Origin of the sequence: Thermogladius sp. KZ2Tp1, assembly GCF_051131135.1 — an archaeon.
GTDB lineage: Archaea > Thermoproteota > Thermoprotei_A > Sulfolobales > Desulfurococcaceae > Thermogladius.
Genome location: NZ_CP151274.1, coordinates 174,355 through 190,042, shown reverse-complemented (window position 1 = coordinate 190,042; position 15,688 = coordinate 174,355). Strand labels below are relative to the sequence as shown.

At 54.8% G+C, this 15,688-nt stretch carries 15 protein-coding genes and 1 tRNA gene; 6 read left to right on the top strand and 10 right to left on the bottom strand.

The genetic code is table 11. The features are described 5' to 3' along the window. Nucleotides 1-47 precede the first annotated feature (47 nt). Both WLZ34_RS00910 and WLZ34_RS00905 read right to left on the bottom strand, forming a co-directional pair. Nucleotides 48-908 carry a protein-tyrosine phosphatase family protein gene (locus WLZ34_RS00910; RefSeq protein WP_434731508.1) on the bottom strand — a complete coding sequence of 287 codons (861 nt, stop codon included), beginning with the start codon at nucleotides 906-908 and terminating at the stop codon, nucleotides 48-50. A 356-nt stretch (nucleotides 909-1,264) separates the two neighbouring features. Continuing rightward, the gene (locus WLZ34_RS00905) at nucleotides 1,265-2,773 is read right to left on the bottom strand and encodes an MFS transporter (protein WP_434731507.1); all 1,509 of its coding nucleotides are present in this window, start codon (nucleotides 2,771-2,773) and stop codon (nucleotides 1,265-1,267) included. A gap of 69 nt (nucleotides 2,774-2,842) precedes the next feature. On the opposite strand from WLZ34_RS00905, the gene WLZ34_RS00900 reads away from it, so the two are divergent. Continuing rightward, on the top strand, nucleotides 2,843-3,346 hold the full coding sequence (locus WLZ34_RS00900) for a hypothetical protein (protein WP_434731506.1): 504 nt from the start codon (nucleotides 2,843-2,845) through the stop codon (nucleotides 3,344-3,346). 46 nt (nucleotides 3,347-3,392) lie between these two features. Further along, the gene (locus WLZ34_RS00895; protein ID WP_434731505.1) at nucleotides 3,393-4,277 is read left to right on the top strand and encodes a hypothetical protein; all 885 of its coding nucleotides are present in this window, start codon (nucleotides 3,393-3,395) and stop codon (nucleotides 4,275-4,277) included. A 6-nt stretch (nucleotides 4,278-4,283) separates the two neighbouring features. Here WLZ34_RS00895 and WLZ34_RS00890 read toward each other — a convergent pair whose 3' ends face one another. The 3 genes from WLZ34_RS00890 to WLZ34_RS00880 form a co-directional block, all read right to left on the bottom strand. After that, nucleotides 4,284-5,561: a vWA domain-containing protein gene (locus WLZ34_RS00890; RefSeq protein ID WP_434731504.1), complete on the bottom strand. Its 1,278-nt coding sequence runs from the start codon at nucleotides 5,559-5,561 to the stop codon at nucleotides 4,284-4,286. 8 nt (nucleotides 5,562-5,569) lie between these two features. Beyond that, a complete protein-coding gene (locus WLZ34_RS00885; RefSeq protein ID WP_434731503.1) occupies nucleotides 5,570-6,712 on the bottom strand; it encodes an AAA family ATPase in 1,143 nt (380 codons plus the stop codon). A gap of 269 nt (nucleotides 6,713-6,981) precedes the next feature. Further along, nucleotides 6,982-8,133, bottom strand: coding sequence for a DUF401 family protein (locus WLZ34_RS00880; protein ID WP_434731502.1), 1,152 nt, complete (start codon nucleotides 8,131-8,133; stop codon nucleotides 6,982-6,984). 87 nt (nucleotides 8,134-8,220) lie between these two features. On the opposite strand from WLZ34_RS00880, the gene WLZ34_RS00875 reads away from it, so the two are divergent. Together WLZ34_RS00875 and WLZ34_RS00870 are read left to right on the top strand one after the other, a co-directional pair. Next, entirely contained in the window at nucleotides 8,221-8,490 is a 270-nt protein-coding gene (locus tag WLZ34_RS00875; protein ID WP_434731501.1) for a hypothetical protein, read from the top strand. Continuing rightward, nucleotides 8,487-9,329 (top strand): XdhC family protein, encoded by an 843-nt coding sequence (locus tag WLZ34_RS00870; RefSeq protein ID WP_434731500.1) that lies wholly within the window; start codon nucleotides 8,487-8,489, stop codon nucleotides 9,327-9,329. The genes WLZ34_RS00875 and WLZ34_RS00870 overlap by 4 nt, the downstream gene beginning before the upstream one ends. Nucleotides 9,330-9,335: 6 nt before the next feature. Here WLZ34_RS00870 and WLZ34_RS00865 read toward each other — a convergent pair whose 3' ends face one another. Then, on the bottom strand, nucleotides 9,336-10,517 hold the full coding sequence (locus tag WLZ34_RS00865; RefSeq protein ID WP_434731499.1) for a DUF763 domain-containing protein: 1,182 nt from the start codon (nucleotides 10,515-10,517) through the stop codon (nucleotides 9,336-9,338). Between the two features lie 119 nt (nucleotides 10,518-10,636). Between WLZ34_RS00865 and WLZ34_RS00860 the strand changes: the two genes are divergently transcribed. Both WLZ34_RS00860 and WLZ34_RS00855 read left to right on the top strand, forming a co-directional pair. Further along, nucleotides 10,637-11,167: a nicotinamide-nucleotide adenylyltransferase gene (locus WLZ34_RS00860; RefSeq protein WP_434731498.1), complete on the top strand. Its 531-nt coding sequence runs from the start codon at nucleotides 10,637-10,639 to the stop codon at nucleotides 11,165-11,167. After that, nucleotides 11,157-11,918 carry a competence/damage-inducible protein A gene (locus WLZ34_RS00855; RefSeq protein WP_434731497.1) on the top strand — a complete coding sequence of 254 codons (762 nt, stop codon included), beginning with the start codon at nucleotides 11,157-11,159 and terminating at the stop codon, nucleotides 11,916-11,918. The genes WLZ34_RS00860 and WLZ34_RS00855 overlap by 11 nt, the downstream gene beginning before the upstream one ends. A gap of 7 nt (nucleotides 11,919-11,925) precedes the next feature. Here WLZ34_RS00855 and WLZ34_RS00850 read toward each other — a convergent pair. From WLZ34_RS00850 to WLZ34_RS00835, 4 genes are all read right to left on the bottom strand, one after another. Next, nucleotides 11,926-12,037: transfer RNA gene (locus tag WLZ34_RS00850), tRNA-Met, on the bottom strand. Between the two features lie 69 nt (nucleotides 12,038-12,106). Further along, entirely contained in the window at nucleotides 12,107-13,039 is a 933-nt protein-coding gene (locus tag WLZ34_RS00845) for an ABC transporter permease (RefSeq protein ID WP_434731496.1), read from the bottom strand. Nucleotide 13,040: 1 nt separating this feature from the next. After that, complete coding sequence (locus tag WLZ34_RS00840; RefSeq protein WP_434731984.1) at nucleotides 13,041-14,096, bottom strand: ABC transporter permease; 1,056 nt, start codon at nucleotides 14,094-14,096, stop codon at nucleotides 13,041-13,043. Then, the gene (locus WLZ34_RS00835; RefSeq protein ID WP_434731495.1) at nucleotides 14,093-15,673 is read right to left on the bottom strand and encodes an ABC transporter ATP-binding protein; all 1,581 of its coding nucleotides are present in this window, start codon (nucleotides 15,671-15,673) and stop codon (nucleotides 14,093-14,095) included. Before WLZ34_RS00835 ends, WLZ34_RS00840 begins: the two co-directional genes overlap by 4 nt. Nucleotides 15,674-15,688: the final 15 nt, after the last annotated feature.

Sequence of the window (15,688 nt, the reverse complement as noted above, 5' to 3'; positions counted from 1 at the left end):
GCGGAACTCCAGAAGAGAGCTAACAGGAGCTCCGAGGACCAGGGGCTTTAGAAAACGTAGTCCATGTAGAGACCCGTCTCCACGTGGATTTCTCTCACCCCACTCAACTCCAACTCGGTCGAAGCCCTCGCGACTCTAGAGGCTATGTCATCGCACGGAAAGTCGCACAGCAGCCTCAAGTGCAAGACCCCGCTATCCACCTCACCGTCGAGTACGACGACCCTCCCGCTCATGTCCTGGTCTAGCACTACGGCCAGCCTCGCGATACCGGTAACATGCTCGACTCCACCGGCTCTCACCTCCTTTATAACGTCTTCGATAGAACTCCTCAACTCGCGTCTCCCCATGCCGATCAAGTTGCCCAGCTCTATCGCGAACTGGACAGCCTTCGACAAGTGGAGAAGCCGCTTAAACCCGAGCTCGCTGGCTAAAGCCCGGTATTGGGTGATCACGCTCTCCCCACCCATGAGCTCGACGAGAGTACCGAAGTCTTCGAGGAGCCTGAGCTGCCAAGGTATCTCGAAAGCCCCGCTGACGACGCTCCTAACCCTTCTCACAGCTGTGTAAAGGTCGTAGCCCCTATATACCAGGTAACTACCGGTGACCTGGCTACTCCTCCCGACACCCCCGGAGCAGTGGACCAGTACTCTACCACTCCTTTCGCGGTGTCTCTCGATGAAGTCTATGGAGCCTATAACGTGGACTAGTTCTACGGGGTGGAAGTCGTGAGTTGGGGCGTGGTAGACCTCGACACCTCTAGATGTCAAGGCCATTATAAGGTCCTCGGGTCTCTCCTCCTTTGAAAGGAGGTTGACGACTCCCGTGAACACGTTTTTCACAACGTCGACTTCGCCGAGGCTCGGTCGAGGAGACTGCGCTAGGAGCCCAGGTATAATCCACTTGAACATCACACCACGCCTGCTGAACGGCTATCCATGTCCATGCTAGCATTTAGGCTTAGATATAGTGGAGCCGGTTGAGTGGTAGCTGGCAAAACAACCTGGTGGGCGGAGCCAAGCCCGCCTTCAAAATCTTAGACGTTTGTCCCGTACTACTCTCGCCTAGTCGAGCACAGAGATGTTTCCTAGTGTGGCTCTACATGGGGCACACGGTGCTCAGGTAGGAGAGGTATCCTGGAGGTCTAGCCCCCAACGTGGCCCGTGTGCTTGGTCAATCCTTAGACCTAGCCGGTGTCACGCGTTCAAACGGCGGTCACGTGAACTGGACAAAGGGTATCCCGGCTCAGAGCATGCCTCTTCTACTTCTATAAGCCTCTGAAGGCGGAGGTCCTCGAACTCGGGGCAGCTTGCTTGAGCCTAGATATTGAGAATGGGATTGCAGAAGCCATTATCAGGGACTGGACCAGGAACGAGTACTTTATAGCCTTCCCCAACAGGGCCGTCCTACTGCTCGTCAAAAACGTCGAGGCTGTTTGACCACCGGTTATGAGCATTGATGCCAGTTTGTAAGGGACGTAGTTCGTTATTGAGAGCACGGCTATGTTCAAGCTAGCCACGAACCCGACGTTGAAGGATATAGTCCTGAGCGATGACGCTACGCCCCGCCTCTCTGGAGGGACAGACAACATTATACTGCTGGTATTTGGTGAAACGAAAAGGCCTGTACCGACCCCTAGAAGCGACTCGTAAATAAGTATGCGTGCTGTGGTGTTGACTGTGTACAAGCCAAATAACGAGAACGACGAGATAGCGAGGCCTACAGAGGACACGATCGGGTATCCGACGATGTCGGAAAGGTAGCCTCCTAGTACCCCGAAGACCAGAAAGGCCAGCTCGTACGGGGTTATCAGCAGCCCTGTCAGGCTCGGGGAATAACCCTCTACCACTTGGAAGTAGAGTGCTAGGAGCGTCATAGAGGCCCCGAACCCTACCGAGTAGAGCAGCTGCGCTATTATACCACCCGTGAAAGTCCAAGACCTAAACAACCGCAGGTCTAGCGCCGGGCTCCTCGTCCTCAACTCGTTGAAGACGAAGAGCGTTAGGGCCACGAAACTCAGAACGAGGGTCGCTAGGGAAATGTCAGCGAAACCGTACCCGTGGAGCGTCAACCCTACGAGTAGGGTCGACATGAAGGCCGTGAACAGCGTGAAACCAGTGATGTCTACGACAGGCCTCTCCACCGGTACGTAGATGTCTCTCAGCCTCGCCTGAGACCACAAGAGAATGACCAACGATATCGGGAACTGGACTAGAAAGACCCACCTCCACCCCAGGGCATCGATTATGAACCCGCTAACTGTCAAGCCGACTAGAGCGCCGACTCTCCATGATACCTGGTTTATGCCTAGCCACGTCGCTAACCTCTCTTTGGGGACGTAGTCGGTGAGCAGTGTGATCGTTAACGACATTAGAAAGGCCCCTCCAACACCCTGGAGCAGTCTCGATACAATGAGGATTACCGGGTTTGGCGCCGCACCGGCTGAGAGAGCGGAAAGCCCGAATATGGCTACACCGAGGTTGAACAACTTCACCCTACCATACAGGTCCGCCAGTCTACCAACGACCAGCTGAATTATGGTAGACCCAAGCATGTACCCCTGGATAATCCAGATCGACTGCCACAAGTCCGCGTGGAGACTAGAAGCTATTGTAGGTAGCCCCACTATGGCGAGCCTCGCGTTAAACCCTGTAAGGAAGTTGACAAGCGTGGTCACAGACAGAACTTCCAGTATCCTTCTTTTGAAGTCCTGCTCCATACTACTAGCTCGCCTCAACGGGTGCTGGCTAAACTTTCCACTTTCTATTGCGTACAAGGCTTTTAAATGAGGCCAGACCCGACGGCTTAAAAACCGTTATTCTGGGCATTCAATTCTGGTGTAACGATGTCTGTTGAAGCGACCGGCAACGCGTTAGCCGATGAGAACGAATACCTCGAGGACGAAGAAAGGCTCTTAGCCATCTCGTACTCTATCGATGTCTCTCTTTCACTATACACGGTGGGCAGTGAGGACGAAAAAGTCGAGGCTACTAAGCTGATCTGGGCCAGCATCAACGACTGGCTCGGACTCGTGGGTCCGCTAGGCTACTACGAAGGGCTTGTTGATCATGTTTCGAAACTGGACCTGAAGAAGATATGGGATGCCAATATTGACCAGGAACTCGTCGAAGAGGCACTGCACGCGGGCTGGTACTGTAAAAGAGCGGAGTTACTGGACCTCCAAGACAGCGAGTCGCTGGAGTACTGTAGAAGCGTGGCGTTAGAGCTGTTCAAGGCCCTGGGCTCGGACCTCAACCACGTATTGGACGTTTTCAGGGACGAGTCTGAGCAGCCCGGCTTCTACTCAACTCTAATCGGCCTCGCGCTGGTTCTCTCCTCGAACGCCTGATTTTTATCCTAGTTGTGCTATTAACAAGCTCCCGAGGTCGACCCGATTGGATAAACCTGGCTCCGCGCTCAAGTTCGAGCTCTTGCTCGTCTACGTAGCGGTCTCGGTAACGCTCGTCGTCGTCCAGCAGCTAGTTCAGCCTTCTGTCTTATACGGCGTCTTCCCTGACAACACAAGCATCTACATAGCCCCGGTAGGACGTGTAGCTGTCGTGGTCACGGACTTCAACGACGCAAGAGGAGTATCTGCTAGTACCTACTTGTCCGGATTCGTGCCGGCTCTACAAATCACGCCGGCCAACAGGGGTGAGGTCCTGGTTGTGAGAGGCTACGGCCCGGACTGGATCCAGATATTACTACTAGTCGTAGGTCTAGGCGTCCTTTCCCTGGCGATCTCGAGGACGAGGGCTAACGTCACCTGGGACAAGATACACGCACTACTAGTACTCATCCTAGTCGTGGCCGCGCTGTCCACGTACACTTACTACACGGTCGCAGTAGAGAAGAGCCCCGTCATGACCGGCTGGTATGCTAGGGTCGCCGACAGGCCCTTTGACAAGGTCAACATCACAGGAGTAGGGTACGAGCTGGGCGTCCTAGACTTCTTTAACGGGAGTTATTTGATAAACGTAAGGACGAACGCCAGCGTGATAGCCGTATATACCCCCGGTGTGGGGCTAGACTACTGGCAGGGCTGCTTAGGGACTGAAGGTGTCCAGTACATGTCAAGGTACTTCAATACCGTGAACCAGACGTACGTCTTAATCCAGCCCTGGAACTCAACGGTCTACTACAGTAGGATAGAGTTCGCGAGGTATAGGAGCGGCGTGGAAGGCCTAGTGTACCTCACGGCCTCGGTTGCTCTCGTAGCCTTATCGGTTCTGCTCCAGGTGTTATACCCGATTTTACGCCGGCGCCTTGTCAGCGAGTAGCAGAGTTTACCTTGGGATCGCGTCAACAACCGCTAGTAGGTCTCCAGAGCCGAACTTCTCCACTTTGAGGTACCTGTAGGATATCTTCTTCAAGCTCTTGTTCTCGCCGCCGACCATGACTGTGATCAGCCTCGCCCCGGCCTTCCTAAGCCCGTAAGCGACCTGCTGCTCGGCGATCCTGTCGATCCCGTCAGTGATCAAGACTATGTCGGAGACGTTCTTTGTCCGCCCCGTTCTCAGGTCTGTTGTCGCGGTTATGATAGCCCTCGTGATATCGGTACCCCCGCTCCCTCTCACGCTCGCTATGTAGTCTATCATCTTTACAACTCGCCTGGCTTTCAGCATTCTCTCGATCTTGACGAGAGGATACGTTATACTGTCGAAGAACCTGAAGTAGAAGTCCCTGAACTCCCTACTCGCCTTCATGAAGATCGCAAGCGCCACGGCTTTAGCCCACGTCATCTTTAACCCGTCCATGCTACCGCTCTTGTCTAGGAGGACGTAGACGGGCCCCTTACCTTTGCTTAGGACTTTCTTGTAAAGTAAAAGGCGTCCCTCGACAAACCTGAGGTCGAACAGCTCCTCTGGCAGGGCCAGGTTCGAAGACGTCACTCTCTCGACGTCCCTGCCGAGCTCGTACCCGTCGTACTCGCCCCGCTTGAAGTTCTGCTTCTCTTCGGTTGTGGTGAGCATCCAGGGCTTAAGACCCTTGATCAGCTCAAGAATCTTCGACACGTCCAGGTTCCTAGCTAGCTTTAGCAAGTCCATGGAGTACTCCTCTATCTCGTACAGGCTCGAAGACCCCGGTTGATCCCCCTCGGCCATCTTCTTTAGCGCTTTCACGTTGTCTACGATCCGCGCTGTCGCTTCTACTGCTCTCTCTACCCTCTCCCGGATGTTCTTTTCTTGCCCCTCCCTCCCCTCACTCGGGTGATAACCTTTCGTACTCTCCTCGATTGCCTTGATAAGCTCGCTCGCGAAAACAGAGGCCGCCAGCGAGCTGGTGAAAGAGTCGAGTACCGTCTTACTCCTGACCTCGTTGAACCTCCGCGACTCCAGTAGGCTTTTAACGATCGCGTAGTGCCTCTCTAGAGCCTTCTCAACGTCTTCTACGAGGACAGGTGCTGGGAGGTAGAAGGAGTAGAAGAAGTCGGTGCTCAACGCCTCGCTTAGGTCTGGCGGTTTACGGCCTTGGATCAACGTTATGAGCCTTATTACTTTCGAACCCCTGTACTTGACGACTGGGTCGTCGTAGTTGACGCCTGCCAACACGCCCTTGGCCATCAATACCACTACAGCGAGAGCTTCTTCCTGATCACCTCAATTAGCTCTTCGACCTCCACTAAGAGCTTGCTGGCCCTCTCCCGGATCCGCTGGTCGCCAGACTCCTCCGCCAGCCGCTTGACCCTCTCTTTCACCGACTCGAAACTCCTCAAGTAGTCGACTAGCCTGGGGTCGAGGTCCGACAACTTGCCGATGTACCTGAACGCCTCCTTGACGTTGTTCTCGATCTCGGCGAGCTCTCTCGCGAGCCTTTCACTAGCCTTGACCTCCTCGAGCAAGATGCCGTAGACTTTCTCGTACTCCTCCCTGTCGCGTGCTACTACGTACTTCAAGACCATCAAGTCTTCCTCGACAGCCCTCATCCTGCCGTTGATCACCGCCATCGCCGCAAGGGCCTTCAGGCTCTTCCCCTTCCTCCTGTCCGTTATATGAATTCCCTGGTCCTCGAATATGGCGAAGAGACGTAGGACTTTCTCCTTCACGCTGTTCACGTCGACCGAGAGTACCAGCTTGTATAGCTCTCTTATCTCGTCCATGGATAATACGTGCTTCGTCGCCCCGAAGCCTCTAACCTCGATCTCCCAGGCCGCGTCTAGTAGGCTACTCCACTTGTCCTCCTCGACAGGCTTTACGAAGTGCCTAAATAGGAACCTGTCGTACAAGGCTTGTAGCTCCGGTTCGTCGGGTACGTTGTTAGACGCCGATATAAGCGTCCACAGCGGGACTCTTATCTCGTTATAGCCGTCGTAGATTATCCGCTCGTTCATCAGCGTCAGAAGAGTGTTTAGTATGGCAGAGTTGGCGTTGAATATCTCGTCTATGAATGCTATCTCCGCCTCAGGGAGCTTGTTGGAGGTTATTCTGACGTACTTTCCCGTCTTAAGCGCATTTATGTCGATCGGCCCGAAGAGCTCGTCCGGCTCTGTGAACCTCGTGAGCAGGTACTTGAAAAACCTGGCGTTTATTAGCTCGGCCGCCCTTCTCGCCATCGCCGACTTCGCGGTACCCGGCTCGCCGACCAGGATAACGTGCTCTCCTGTCAGGACACCAAGGCTTATGACCAAAGCCTCCTCGTCACGCCCCACAAAAGGCTTGGAGAGCTCCTTGACAAAGTTGCTTGCCTTCTCGAAAAGTTGTTGTATACTACTCATCTATACACCTTCTATCCTAGTTTAGCTTACGGGACTATTTTATCCTTACCCGCCTCCTTTTAAACAAAGAAATCACCCATAACAAGCGGGGGCGTCGACGAGCCGCGTCAGGAGGTTCAAGAAGAGAACAAGCTACTGGATGTGGCTCAGGCTAACGGGGACCCAGATCTACACCGAACCGCTCGCACACACGGTCTTCGTAAGTAAGAGGAGGCTTGAGGCCGTTTCGACTGCCTGACCCTAGCCGATGAGCGGACGAAGCGTGTCTTCTACAGGGCCATCTTCAATATGAGGCCCGTTACCACAGACAACGCAGTCGCCGGTAGGAGGTACCTGTACACTCTCCTCAGGTTGGCTTTGTAGAACTCGGCTGAGAGGACGAGACAGGCGTGGACCGGGCTGAGCATGCTCCCGGTAAACCCGCCCAGAAACCCGTAGAAGACGTTTACCGGGTTTAAGTACGGCCTGAAGACCGGGAACGCGATCGAGCTGAAGGTGAACTCGAACCCCGTAGCCACCACGATGAGGGCCGTTACTACAAATATGGAGACCTCGACGGGCCTGAGGAGGCCCCCGAGCTCGTACGCTAGACCGCTCTCGGATATGGCGTACCCGTACACTAGGCTCGCGGCGACCAGGACTATAATATGGGGGTTCAAACTATACTTCAGGGCTCTAACGTGGTGCTCCAACTTGACTCTGTATACTAGCGTGTAGGCCAGTATTGTGATGAAGACCGAAAAGAAGACGTTGATGTTGAGCACTAGGTTGAGGACGGCTATGGATACGAAGGGCCACAGGTGTACGAGGCCCCGCAACCCCCTTCTCTTGACCGAGTTCTTAAGTCTCATGAAGTAGAAGAGGAAGGGTAGACCCGAGGCTACGCTCGCCAGTGTTATGGGGATGTTGCTTAAGGAGATCTCTCTCACGTCCATGCCGGTTATGTACGAGGCTATTATTACTCCTTGGTATAGCGGCCACACGGTGATCCATATGTGTCTGAACCAGAAGTTCAAGAATGTCTTTTCCTCGGGGTTTAAGTCGGCTCTTTCGTACACGTCGTTGACTAAGGTGGCCGAGACGTAAGCCCCTCCAGGCATCGGCAACAGGCCGATCACCGCGGGTATTGAGACGCCCGCCAGTCTAGGGCTTACGGACTCCAGCGACTCCACCACTTGCTTAGAAATAGCGCTACCCCGGTACAGCTCGGCAAGGTACATAGCTGCGACCAGTGAGGCGAATGTCACAAGAAAGCTCTGGTTGACAGAGCGCCACCAAACCACGGGGAACGCAGGTCCGTACGCCACTACCGAGAACAGCGTAAGCGAGGCTAGGACCGAGATGTAAGGCTTCAACCCCGCTGCCAGTGTGGCTATCATTAGAGCTAGAGCTGCTATGAAACCGGCTGTTAACACGGACATCCTAGATCACTTAAGCGGAGTCCTCGAAGCCTTCTTGGTTCGTCTTAAATAGGGTGTGCTCCGATTTAAATCCAACAAGTGACCGGCATGATTGCGAGGCTCGCCAGGAGGACGATCATAATCCAGGAGGCATACTCGCACTGGGACATACAGGACGTGTTGAACGATATCAACCCAATACTTTTGACAGGTAACTACCAACCAGCGTACTTCTTCGAGGGGTCGCCTATAATAGGTCAAGGGGGTTTCCACGTAATGATAAAGCTCTCTAAAGACCTCACGGAGAGCGATTACAAAGTGATTAGAAGACTCCTAATGTTAAGGGGCATAAACGTCGTCGAGGAGGATAAGATATGAAGCCGGAGTTCCTCTACAGTAAGTTGATAGAGGAGCTGTCTAAGAACAGAAGCGTAGCAGTGGCAACCCTTATATCCAAGGAGGGTAGTGGTCCCAGGGATATTGGAGCCCAAATAGTAGTGACGGAGGACGGGGCCAAGTACGGGACTATTGGCGGGGGTAGCCTCGAGAAGATAGTGATCGAGGAGGCATTGAAGGCCCTGAGCGAAGGGAAGCCCAAACTCCTGAAGCTAGCTCTAAGGAGAGACAACATACCTAAAGACGCGATAGCTACTAACCAGTTGTGCGGAGGAGTCGTAGAGATCTTCATAAACGTCATACAACCCTCTCCTAGACTGATATTGGTTGGCGGGGGCCACGTCGGCAAGCCGGTCGCGGACATTGCAAACATGGTCGGGTTCAGGGTCATCGTGATAGACGATAAGGAAGAGCTGGCCAACCCTGTTCGGTATCCCTACGCCGAGAGTGTGATCGTGGGGAAGCCCGACGACGAGGTCGGAAAGCTGCAGTTCGTCAAGAGCGACGTCCTAGTGATCGCCTATGGAGAGGTCGAGACGGACTACAGGGTTCTCAAGAAGCTCGTCGAGGTTAAGTTCCCCGGCCACGTCTGGGCGCTTTGTAGCCGTAGCAGGTGTGCGTGGATGTTGAAGAGGTTAATGGACGAAGGCTTCAACCTAGCCGATTTCAGGGGTAGGCTCCACATGCCTGCTGGCCTCGACATTAGTAGCGATACACCGGAGGAGATAGCTGTCAGTATACTAGCTGAGGTAATCTGCGTTAGAAAAGGTTGTGCGATGCCTGTGAAGTCTATGGACGTGTCGAACGTACTGATCAAGTAGCGAGGGCTAAATGTACTTTCCCACAACCCTTATCTTTAACTCCCTCAGTTTCTTGAACGTTCTGAGCTTGTCCTTGTCCCCTAGCTTGGCCCTGTTGACGATGTCCTCGAGTGTGGTCACGACTTCCTCTGCCTCACGTCTCCTGACCCTATAGGGTACCCCGTCCTTCCCACCGATCGCGTACGAGTACACGAACGGGTCTAGAGGGGTGTCTACGCGGTCGTCGAACCCGGGTGGCTCGTCGTAGACGAGGTGGCTCACCAGGGCGAGCGCCCTCATGGTCTTAGCTCCCACGCCTCTCGCTAAGACGAGGTCTTCGAACCCGTCAACCACAACGTCTATGCTCTTAAACAGCCTGTGGACTTCGAAGGGGTGCGGGAGAGGCTGGTAGACCAGCAGGCCCTTGTCGCCGTACGCGACCCGCGTTATGGAGCCCGAGCCTGTCTCTGCAAGGTAGGTGGTCAAGCTCGCTTGACCCTTCAGGCTGTTGTAGACCTCGCTGTAAAGACTGGAGGCTCTCTCTAGCCCTTCTTTCACTAGGTCGTCTAGTACACGCCTCAGCCCCTCGGCTCTGGAGTCGACGATGTTCAACACCTTGCCTGACGGAATCCCGGAGACTGCCTCGTGGGGGTCGCTGAAGAAACTCGTACCATGCTTCCAATGGTACCTCCTCGCAGTCTTCTTCTCTAGGTTCATGCCTTGCTGGACAACGCTCCAGAGGCCGTTCTCTGACAGGAAGAGGGCGTGGTGGTAGAGAGTGTAGCCTGCCTGGAAGAGGGCCGAGTCCACTTTAGCTACCAGCCTCGACGCCTTCTCGAGTTCGCGGGCCTTCTCGTCGCCTAGGTCGAAGAGCCTAGTAGCGGTCGCGACCTCCTGCGGGACCCTCCTGGCGTTGCCCCCCTTCCCGCCGAGTACCAAGAGGCCGAGGTCAGGGCTCCTCCAGGTGACGCTCTTTAAAACACCAGTTAGCACTGTTGTAGACCCGCTACTGTCCCAGTCCATACCTATGACGTTGTTGAACCCCTGGAACCACAGCGGGCTACTAAACCTCTCGACGACCTTGTCTGGGCCGAACTCCTCCACCATGATCCTGAGTATTGCGAGAGACATCCTCTCCATAATCCTTAGTAGCCATGTAGGCACCGAGCCCTCGTGTAGGGGTAGCTCAGCTACGCCTTCTAGAGACATGGGCTACCTCTTCTTCAGTACTCAACTCTAGCATAAGTCCCTTATAAGGCGGGTGAAAGAGTTATACCTTTGCGAGGGTTATAGTGGTCTCCAGAGTACGAGCGAAGGGTCGAAAGATTTTGAAGAGAGCCCTATTCATAGGGAGGTTCCAGCCTTTCCACATAGGGCACTTGGAGAGCGTTAAACACATACTGTCAACCTACGACGAGGTCGTGGTAGTCGTGGCCGCCGCTCAGTACAGCTACACGATGGAGAACCCCTTTACTGCCGGGGAGAGGGTCGAGATGGTCAAGAGGGGGCTAGGTCCCATCTACGAGCGGTCTTACATTATCCCGGTCGATAACGTCCCAAGTAACTACGAGTGGCCGAGGCACGTGTTGAACTACACCCCGAGAGCAGAGGCTGTATTCAGCAACAACAGGTTTGTTAGGATGCTGTTCCAGGAGTACGGGTACAGGACTTACGAGACCCCCCTCGTCGAGGGGGTCAGTGGCAGTATTGTGAGAAGGCGCATGGCCGAGGGGGGAGACTGGAGGAGCCTCGTACCCCCTCCTGTGGCGTCCCTCATCGACGAATTAGACGGGGTCGAACGGGTTAAGTCCCTGTACGCGATGAGGGTCTCCATGAGAGGTGAGAGGTTTGAAGGCTAGGGCTTCTATAATGGTGATCGGGAGCGAGATACTGAAGGGGGTCACTCTCGACACCAACTCCAACTGGCTGGCTAGGAAGCTCACTAACCTCGGCTTCGAGGTAGTCAGGATCCTGGTAGTCCCAGACTCCATAGAGGACATCTCGTGGGGGCTACGGGCACTGCTAGGGCTTTCCAGTCTTATAGTGACCACCGGCGGGCTCGGCTTCACCGAGGACGACATCACAGCAGAGGCGATCGCCAGCTCGTTGGGCTTGAAGCTCGATAAGAACGAGGAGGCCTTCAACATGATCAAGGCTAGGCATGGGGACGAGGCGTACAAGTACGTCAAGGCGGCGTTCATGCCAGAAAAAGCGAGGCCCCTCCCAAACGAAGTAGGCGTTTCGCCCGGGTTCCTACTGGAGTTCCAGGGGAGACTCGTCATCTCATTGCCGGGAGTCCCGGCCGAGATGAGGGAGATGTTCGAGAGACACGTTGAGCCGCTGCTTCAAACGGTGACCGGGAGAGCCTCCGTGAAAGCGTCTATCGTGACAGGCCACATGGTGGAGGCCGAGGTAGACGGTTACATTAAAGACCTGAGGAGGCTGAGCGACGTCTACATCAAGACCCATGCCGAGAGGCCGGTGAAGGTGACGATCGTTGCCTACGGTAATAGCGCTGAGGACGCCTGTATTAGGCTTAACGAGGTCTTAGGCGAGATCTCGAAGAGGCTCAGAGTAGTCCACGTGGAGAAGACGGGGACTTGTAAATAGGAGCGAGTGCCGCCGCCGGGATTTGAACCCGGGACAACCGGATCTCCCCTGGGCCACCAACCTCGGTGACGTACCACCCGTATGAGTCCGGCGCTCTAGCCGGGCTGAGCTACGGCGGCTCTATCTTTAGAATAGAGATTGAGGAATCTTATAAATGTCAACGCGTAGACAAAAAGCGTTGAGCGCGTTCACTCCCTGATGTAGGGTCTCCCCAGCCACTTAGGACCTCTCGCTTGTCTAGAGACTATTACGAGTGCTAGTGTTATGATCAGGTACGGTAGGGCTAAGAGGAAGTATACAAGGTCTGGGCGGCCTATCGCGTTGAAGTAGCTCTGAGTCGATATGGCCACCGACCACGATAGCCCGAACAAGAGGGCTCCCGCGAACGTCCTAACGGGGCTCCACTTACCGAAGTACACCAAGCCTATAGCTATGAAGCCTATCCCGTAAGTCAAGTTCTCGTAGAAGACCTGGGTAATGCCGATGCTCAAGAAGGCACCCGCCAACCCCGCTAGTCCTGCACCAACTAGCACCGAGACGGTCTGGATCATTGAGACGTTAACACCCATAGCGTCTGCGGCCTTGGGATTCTCGCCTACGCTCCGTATCCAGAGCCCGAGCTTTGTCCTGTTAATTAGTAGCCAGGCCAGCGGGACTAGGGCGTACATGAAGTACACCATGTCGAACTGTTGGAAGAGCGGGGGGCCGATCACGGGTATATTCGCGAGCACGGGTAAGCTTAGCGGCGTCGGCGGTGGGAGGTAGACCTCCTTCTCGCCGTATATGGTCCTGTAGAAGAAGTCCGACAACCCAAAGCCGAGGAAGTAGAGGCCCATTCCCGTGATAGCCTGGTTGAGTTTAAGGTAGACAGACAAGACTGCTAGGATTAACCCCATTAAAACCCCGACTCCAACGCCTGCCAGATACCCTAGGTACGGGTTGCCTGTCTGGAGAGATACGTGGAAGCCTATGAAAGCCCCCAGGAGCATTATGCCGTCGATGCCCAGGTCTATGACGCCGGCTCTTTCGCTGATAACTTCGCCTATGCCGGCTATTGCGAGCGGCGTACTCAGTGTGACGCCAAGCGATAGGACCGATGAGACGACCCTCTCGAAGCCCAAGTCAACTCACCTTCACGAGCTTGATCTCGTAGAACGTAAAGAGCGTGGTCACTAGAACGAACAAGTATATCAGGCCTTCCAGGGCCTTCGAGAACGTGTAGGTTAGGTGGGTCGCGGTCTGGAGGAACGAGCTACCGCTGTAAATCGTCCCGAACATTACGGACGCGGCGATCACGCCAAGTGGGTGGTCTCTGGCCACCAGTGAGACTATGATCGAGGTGTACCCTAGGCCGATAGAGATCCCCTCGAACAGGTAGTGAAGGTTACCAAGCACCTCTACGCCTCCCGCTACCCCGGCTAGTGCACCACTATAGCCCATGCTCAGGACGACGACCCTCTCCACGCCGAACCCTGCGTACCGGGCTAGATCGGGGTTTGACCCAGTGACCCTTATTTTGAACCCGATCTCCGTGTTGAACAACATGAGATAGGAGAAGACGGCCAAGGCAACTGCTACGATCAGACCTGCGTTCAGCCCCGAGGACGGCTCTAGGACGGGTAGCGTGGCCGTTATTGGAGGCGACATGGGGTATAGCTGAGGGCCGGGTAGTCTGAGAGGGCCTCTTATTATCCACTGGAGGACCCTGTAAGCCAGCCAGTTTAGAATAACGGTTGTCACGACCTCGTTCACGTTCATGTAACCCCTGAGAACACCCGGTATAAGGGCCCAGAGAGCTCCCCCTATAGCTGCTAGTAGCATTGCTAACACGACTACGAGAGCTGGGTGCAGGGTCTGTTGTAGTTCGACTGCCACGTACGTGGCGAGGATCGCCCCCGCAATGTACTGCCCCTCGGCGCCCACGTTGAGGACACCAGCCCTATTCGATATGGCTATACCAGTCGCCATAAGCATGAACAGCGTGGCCTGAACCAGCGTCTGCATGAACCCCGGGAAGGTAGTCAACGAGCCCTGGACAAACGCTGTGTACCCGGATACAGGGTCGACGCCGGCCCATACCATCAATAATCCTCCAACAATGAACGCTAGCGCGAAACTGGCCACCGGCGCGAGTACAACAGCAAGAGGCTTAACAGGCTTGGGCCTGATCCTGATCACGTACCCCAAGCCCTCTCAACCTCCTCCTTACTCATTCGCTTCGCACAGGACATCAACAGACCGATCTCCTCCATACTCAGCTCACCGGGCCTGAACACGCCCATAACCTCACCGTTACATAGTATGACGACTTTGTCGCTCAACTCGAGTACTTCCTGGAGATCGCTCGAGATCAGCAGTACACCCGCGCCCGCCTCGCTCATCTCGACGATCGTCTTTCTAACGAAGTTGGTGGCGGCGATATCTAAGCCTGCTGTGGGCTCGTCCGCTATCACTAGGAGCGGCTTTCTTTCGAGTTCTCTACCCACTATCAACCTCTGTATGTTCCCCCCTGACAGCTTCCCCGCGTTGGTGAAAACGCTTGGGGTCTTCACACCGAACTTTTCCACGACTTTTTTAGCGTAGTCAACCATCCCCCTCTTGTCGAGAACCCTTAACCCGACCCTGTCGAGCAGGCTTTTCCTACCCTCGAGATGCACCTTCTCTAGGTATACGTTCTCGTAAACCGGTAGCTCAGCCGCAACACCGTACCTCAACCTATCTTCGGGGATCAGGGATACCCCCATCTTTATCCTCTCGACTGTATGAGCGCGAGTGATGTCCTTCCCCTCTAGCAGAATTCTACCCCTCCACGCGGGTCTCAAGCCGTATATCGCTTCAGCGAGCTCTCTCTGACCACTACCAGCGACTCCGGCGATACCGACGATCTCGCCCTTCCTGACGACCAGGTTCACAGCTTTCAGGGAGTCCTCTCCCCTGTCGCCCTTCACCCACAAGTCGACTACCTCGAGTAGTTTGCCGGCCGGTCTAACACGCTTTTCGAACTTATCCTCGATGTTAACGGCTCTCGAACCTATCATGAGCGTTGCGAGCAGTTGCTTGGTTGCCTCATGTCTGGCGAGTTCACCTACCACCTTGCCTCCACGCATGACCACAATCCTGTCCGCGATCTCCATAACTTCGTCTAATTTGTGGCTTATGAAGACAACGGATATCCCCGTACTCTTCAGGTTGCGCATGGTCTTGAACAGCTCTCTCACCTCGATCGGCGATAAAACCGATGTCGGCTCGTCTAGTATTAGAACCTCCACTTTCCTGTAGAGCGCCTTCAGTATCTCGACTTTCTGCTTTTCGCCTGCCGATAGCTCATGTGCCTTCTTCAAGGGGTCTACGTAGAGCCCGATGGTTCTCATGAACTCGTCGATCTCCATAGCCAGCTTCTCCAGGTCGTAGAAAACTCTAAACTTCTCTGCCCCTAGAACTACGTTCTCGGCTACCGTCAAGTCGTCCACTAGCGTGAAATGCTGGTGAACCATCCCTATACCGTTCTCTATCGCGTCACGTGGCGAGCGGTGCGACACTCTTCTCCCTTTAACGTATATCTCGCCCTCGTCGGGGAGGTACAGACCGTACAGAACGTTCATCAAGGTGGTCTTACCGGCACCGTTCTCGCCGAGTATGGCTAGAACTTCGCCCCTACAGATCTTGAGGTCGACGTGGTCGTTGGCTACGACCCCCGGGAACCTCTTGACTATACCTCGCATCTCAACTACAGCTTGGCACCCGCGAGAACTCATGGAGAGCCACCGCTA

Excerpts from the sequence above, each read along its gene's own strand:
- WLZ34_RS00885 (WP_434731503.1), bottom strand. The coding sequence starts at position 6,712 with ATGAGTAGTATACAACAACTTTTCGAGAAGGCAAGCAACTTTGTCAAG.
- WLZ34_RS00865 (WP_434731499.1), bottom strand. The coding sequence starts at position 10,517 with ATGTCTCTAGAAGGCGTAGCTGAGCTACCCCTACACGAGGGCTCGGTG.
- WLZ34_RS00910 (WP_434731508.1), bottom strand. The coding sequence starts at position 908 with ATGTTCAAGTGGATTATACCTGGGCTCCTAGCGCAGTCTCCTCGACCG.
- WLZ34_RS00900 (WP_434731506.1), top strand. The coding sequence starts at position 2,843 with ATGTCTGTTGAAGCGACCGGCAACGCGTTAGCCGATGAGAACGAATAC.
- WLZ34_RS00880 (WP_434731502.1), bottom strand. The coding sequence starts at position 8,133 with ATGTCCGTGTTAACAGCCGGTTTCATAGCAGCTCTAGCTCTAATGATA.
- WLZ34_RS00835 (WP_434731495.1), bottom strand. The coding sequence starts at position 15,673 with ATGAGTTCTCGCGGGTGCCAAGCTGTAGTTGAGATGCGAGGTATAGTC.
- WLZ34_RS00875 (WP_434731501.1), top strand. The coding sequence starts at position 8,221 with ATGATTGCGAGGCTCGCCAGGAGGACGATCATAATCCAGGAGGCATAC.
- WLZ34_RS00870 (WP_434731500.1), top strand. The coding sequence starts at position 8,487 with ATGAAGCCGGAGTTCCTCTACAGTAAGTTGATAGAGGAGCTGTCTAAG.
- WLZ34_RS00890 (WP_434731504.1), bottom strand. The coding sequence starts at position 5,561 with ATGGCCAAGGGCGTGTTGGCAGGCGTCAACTACGACGACCCAGTCGTC.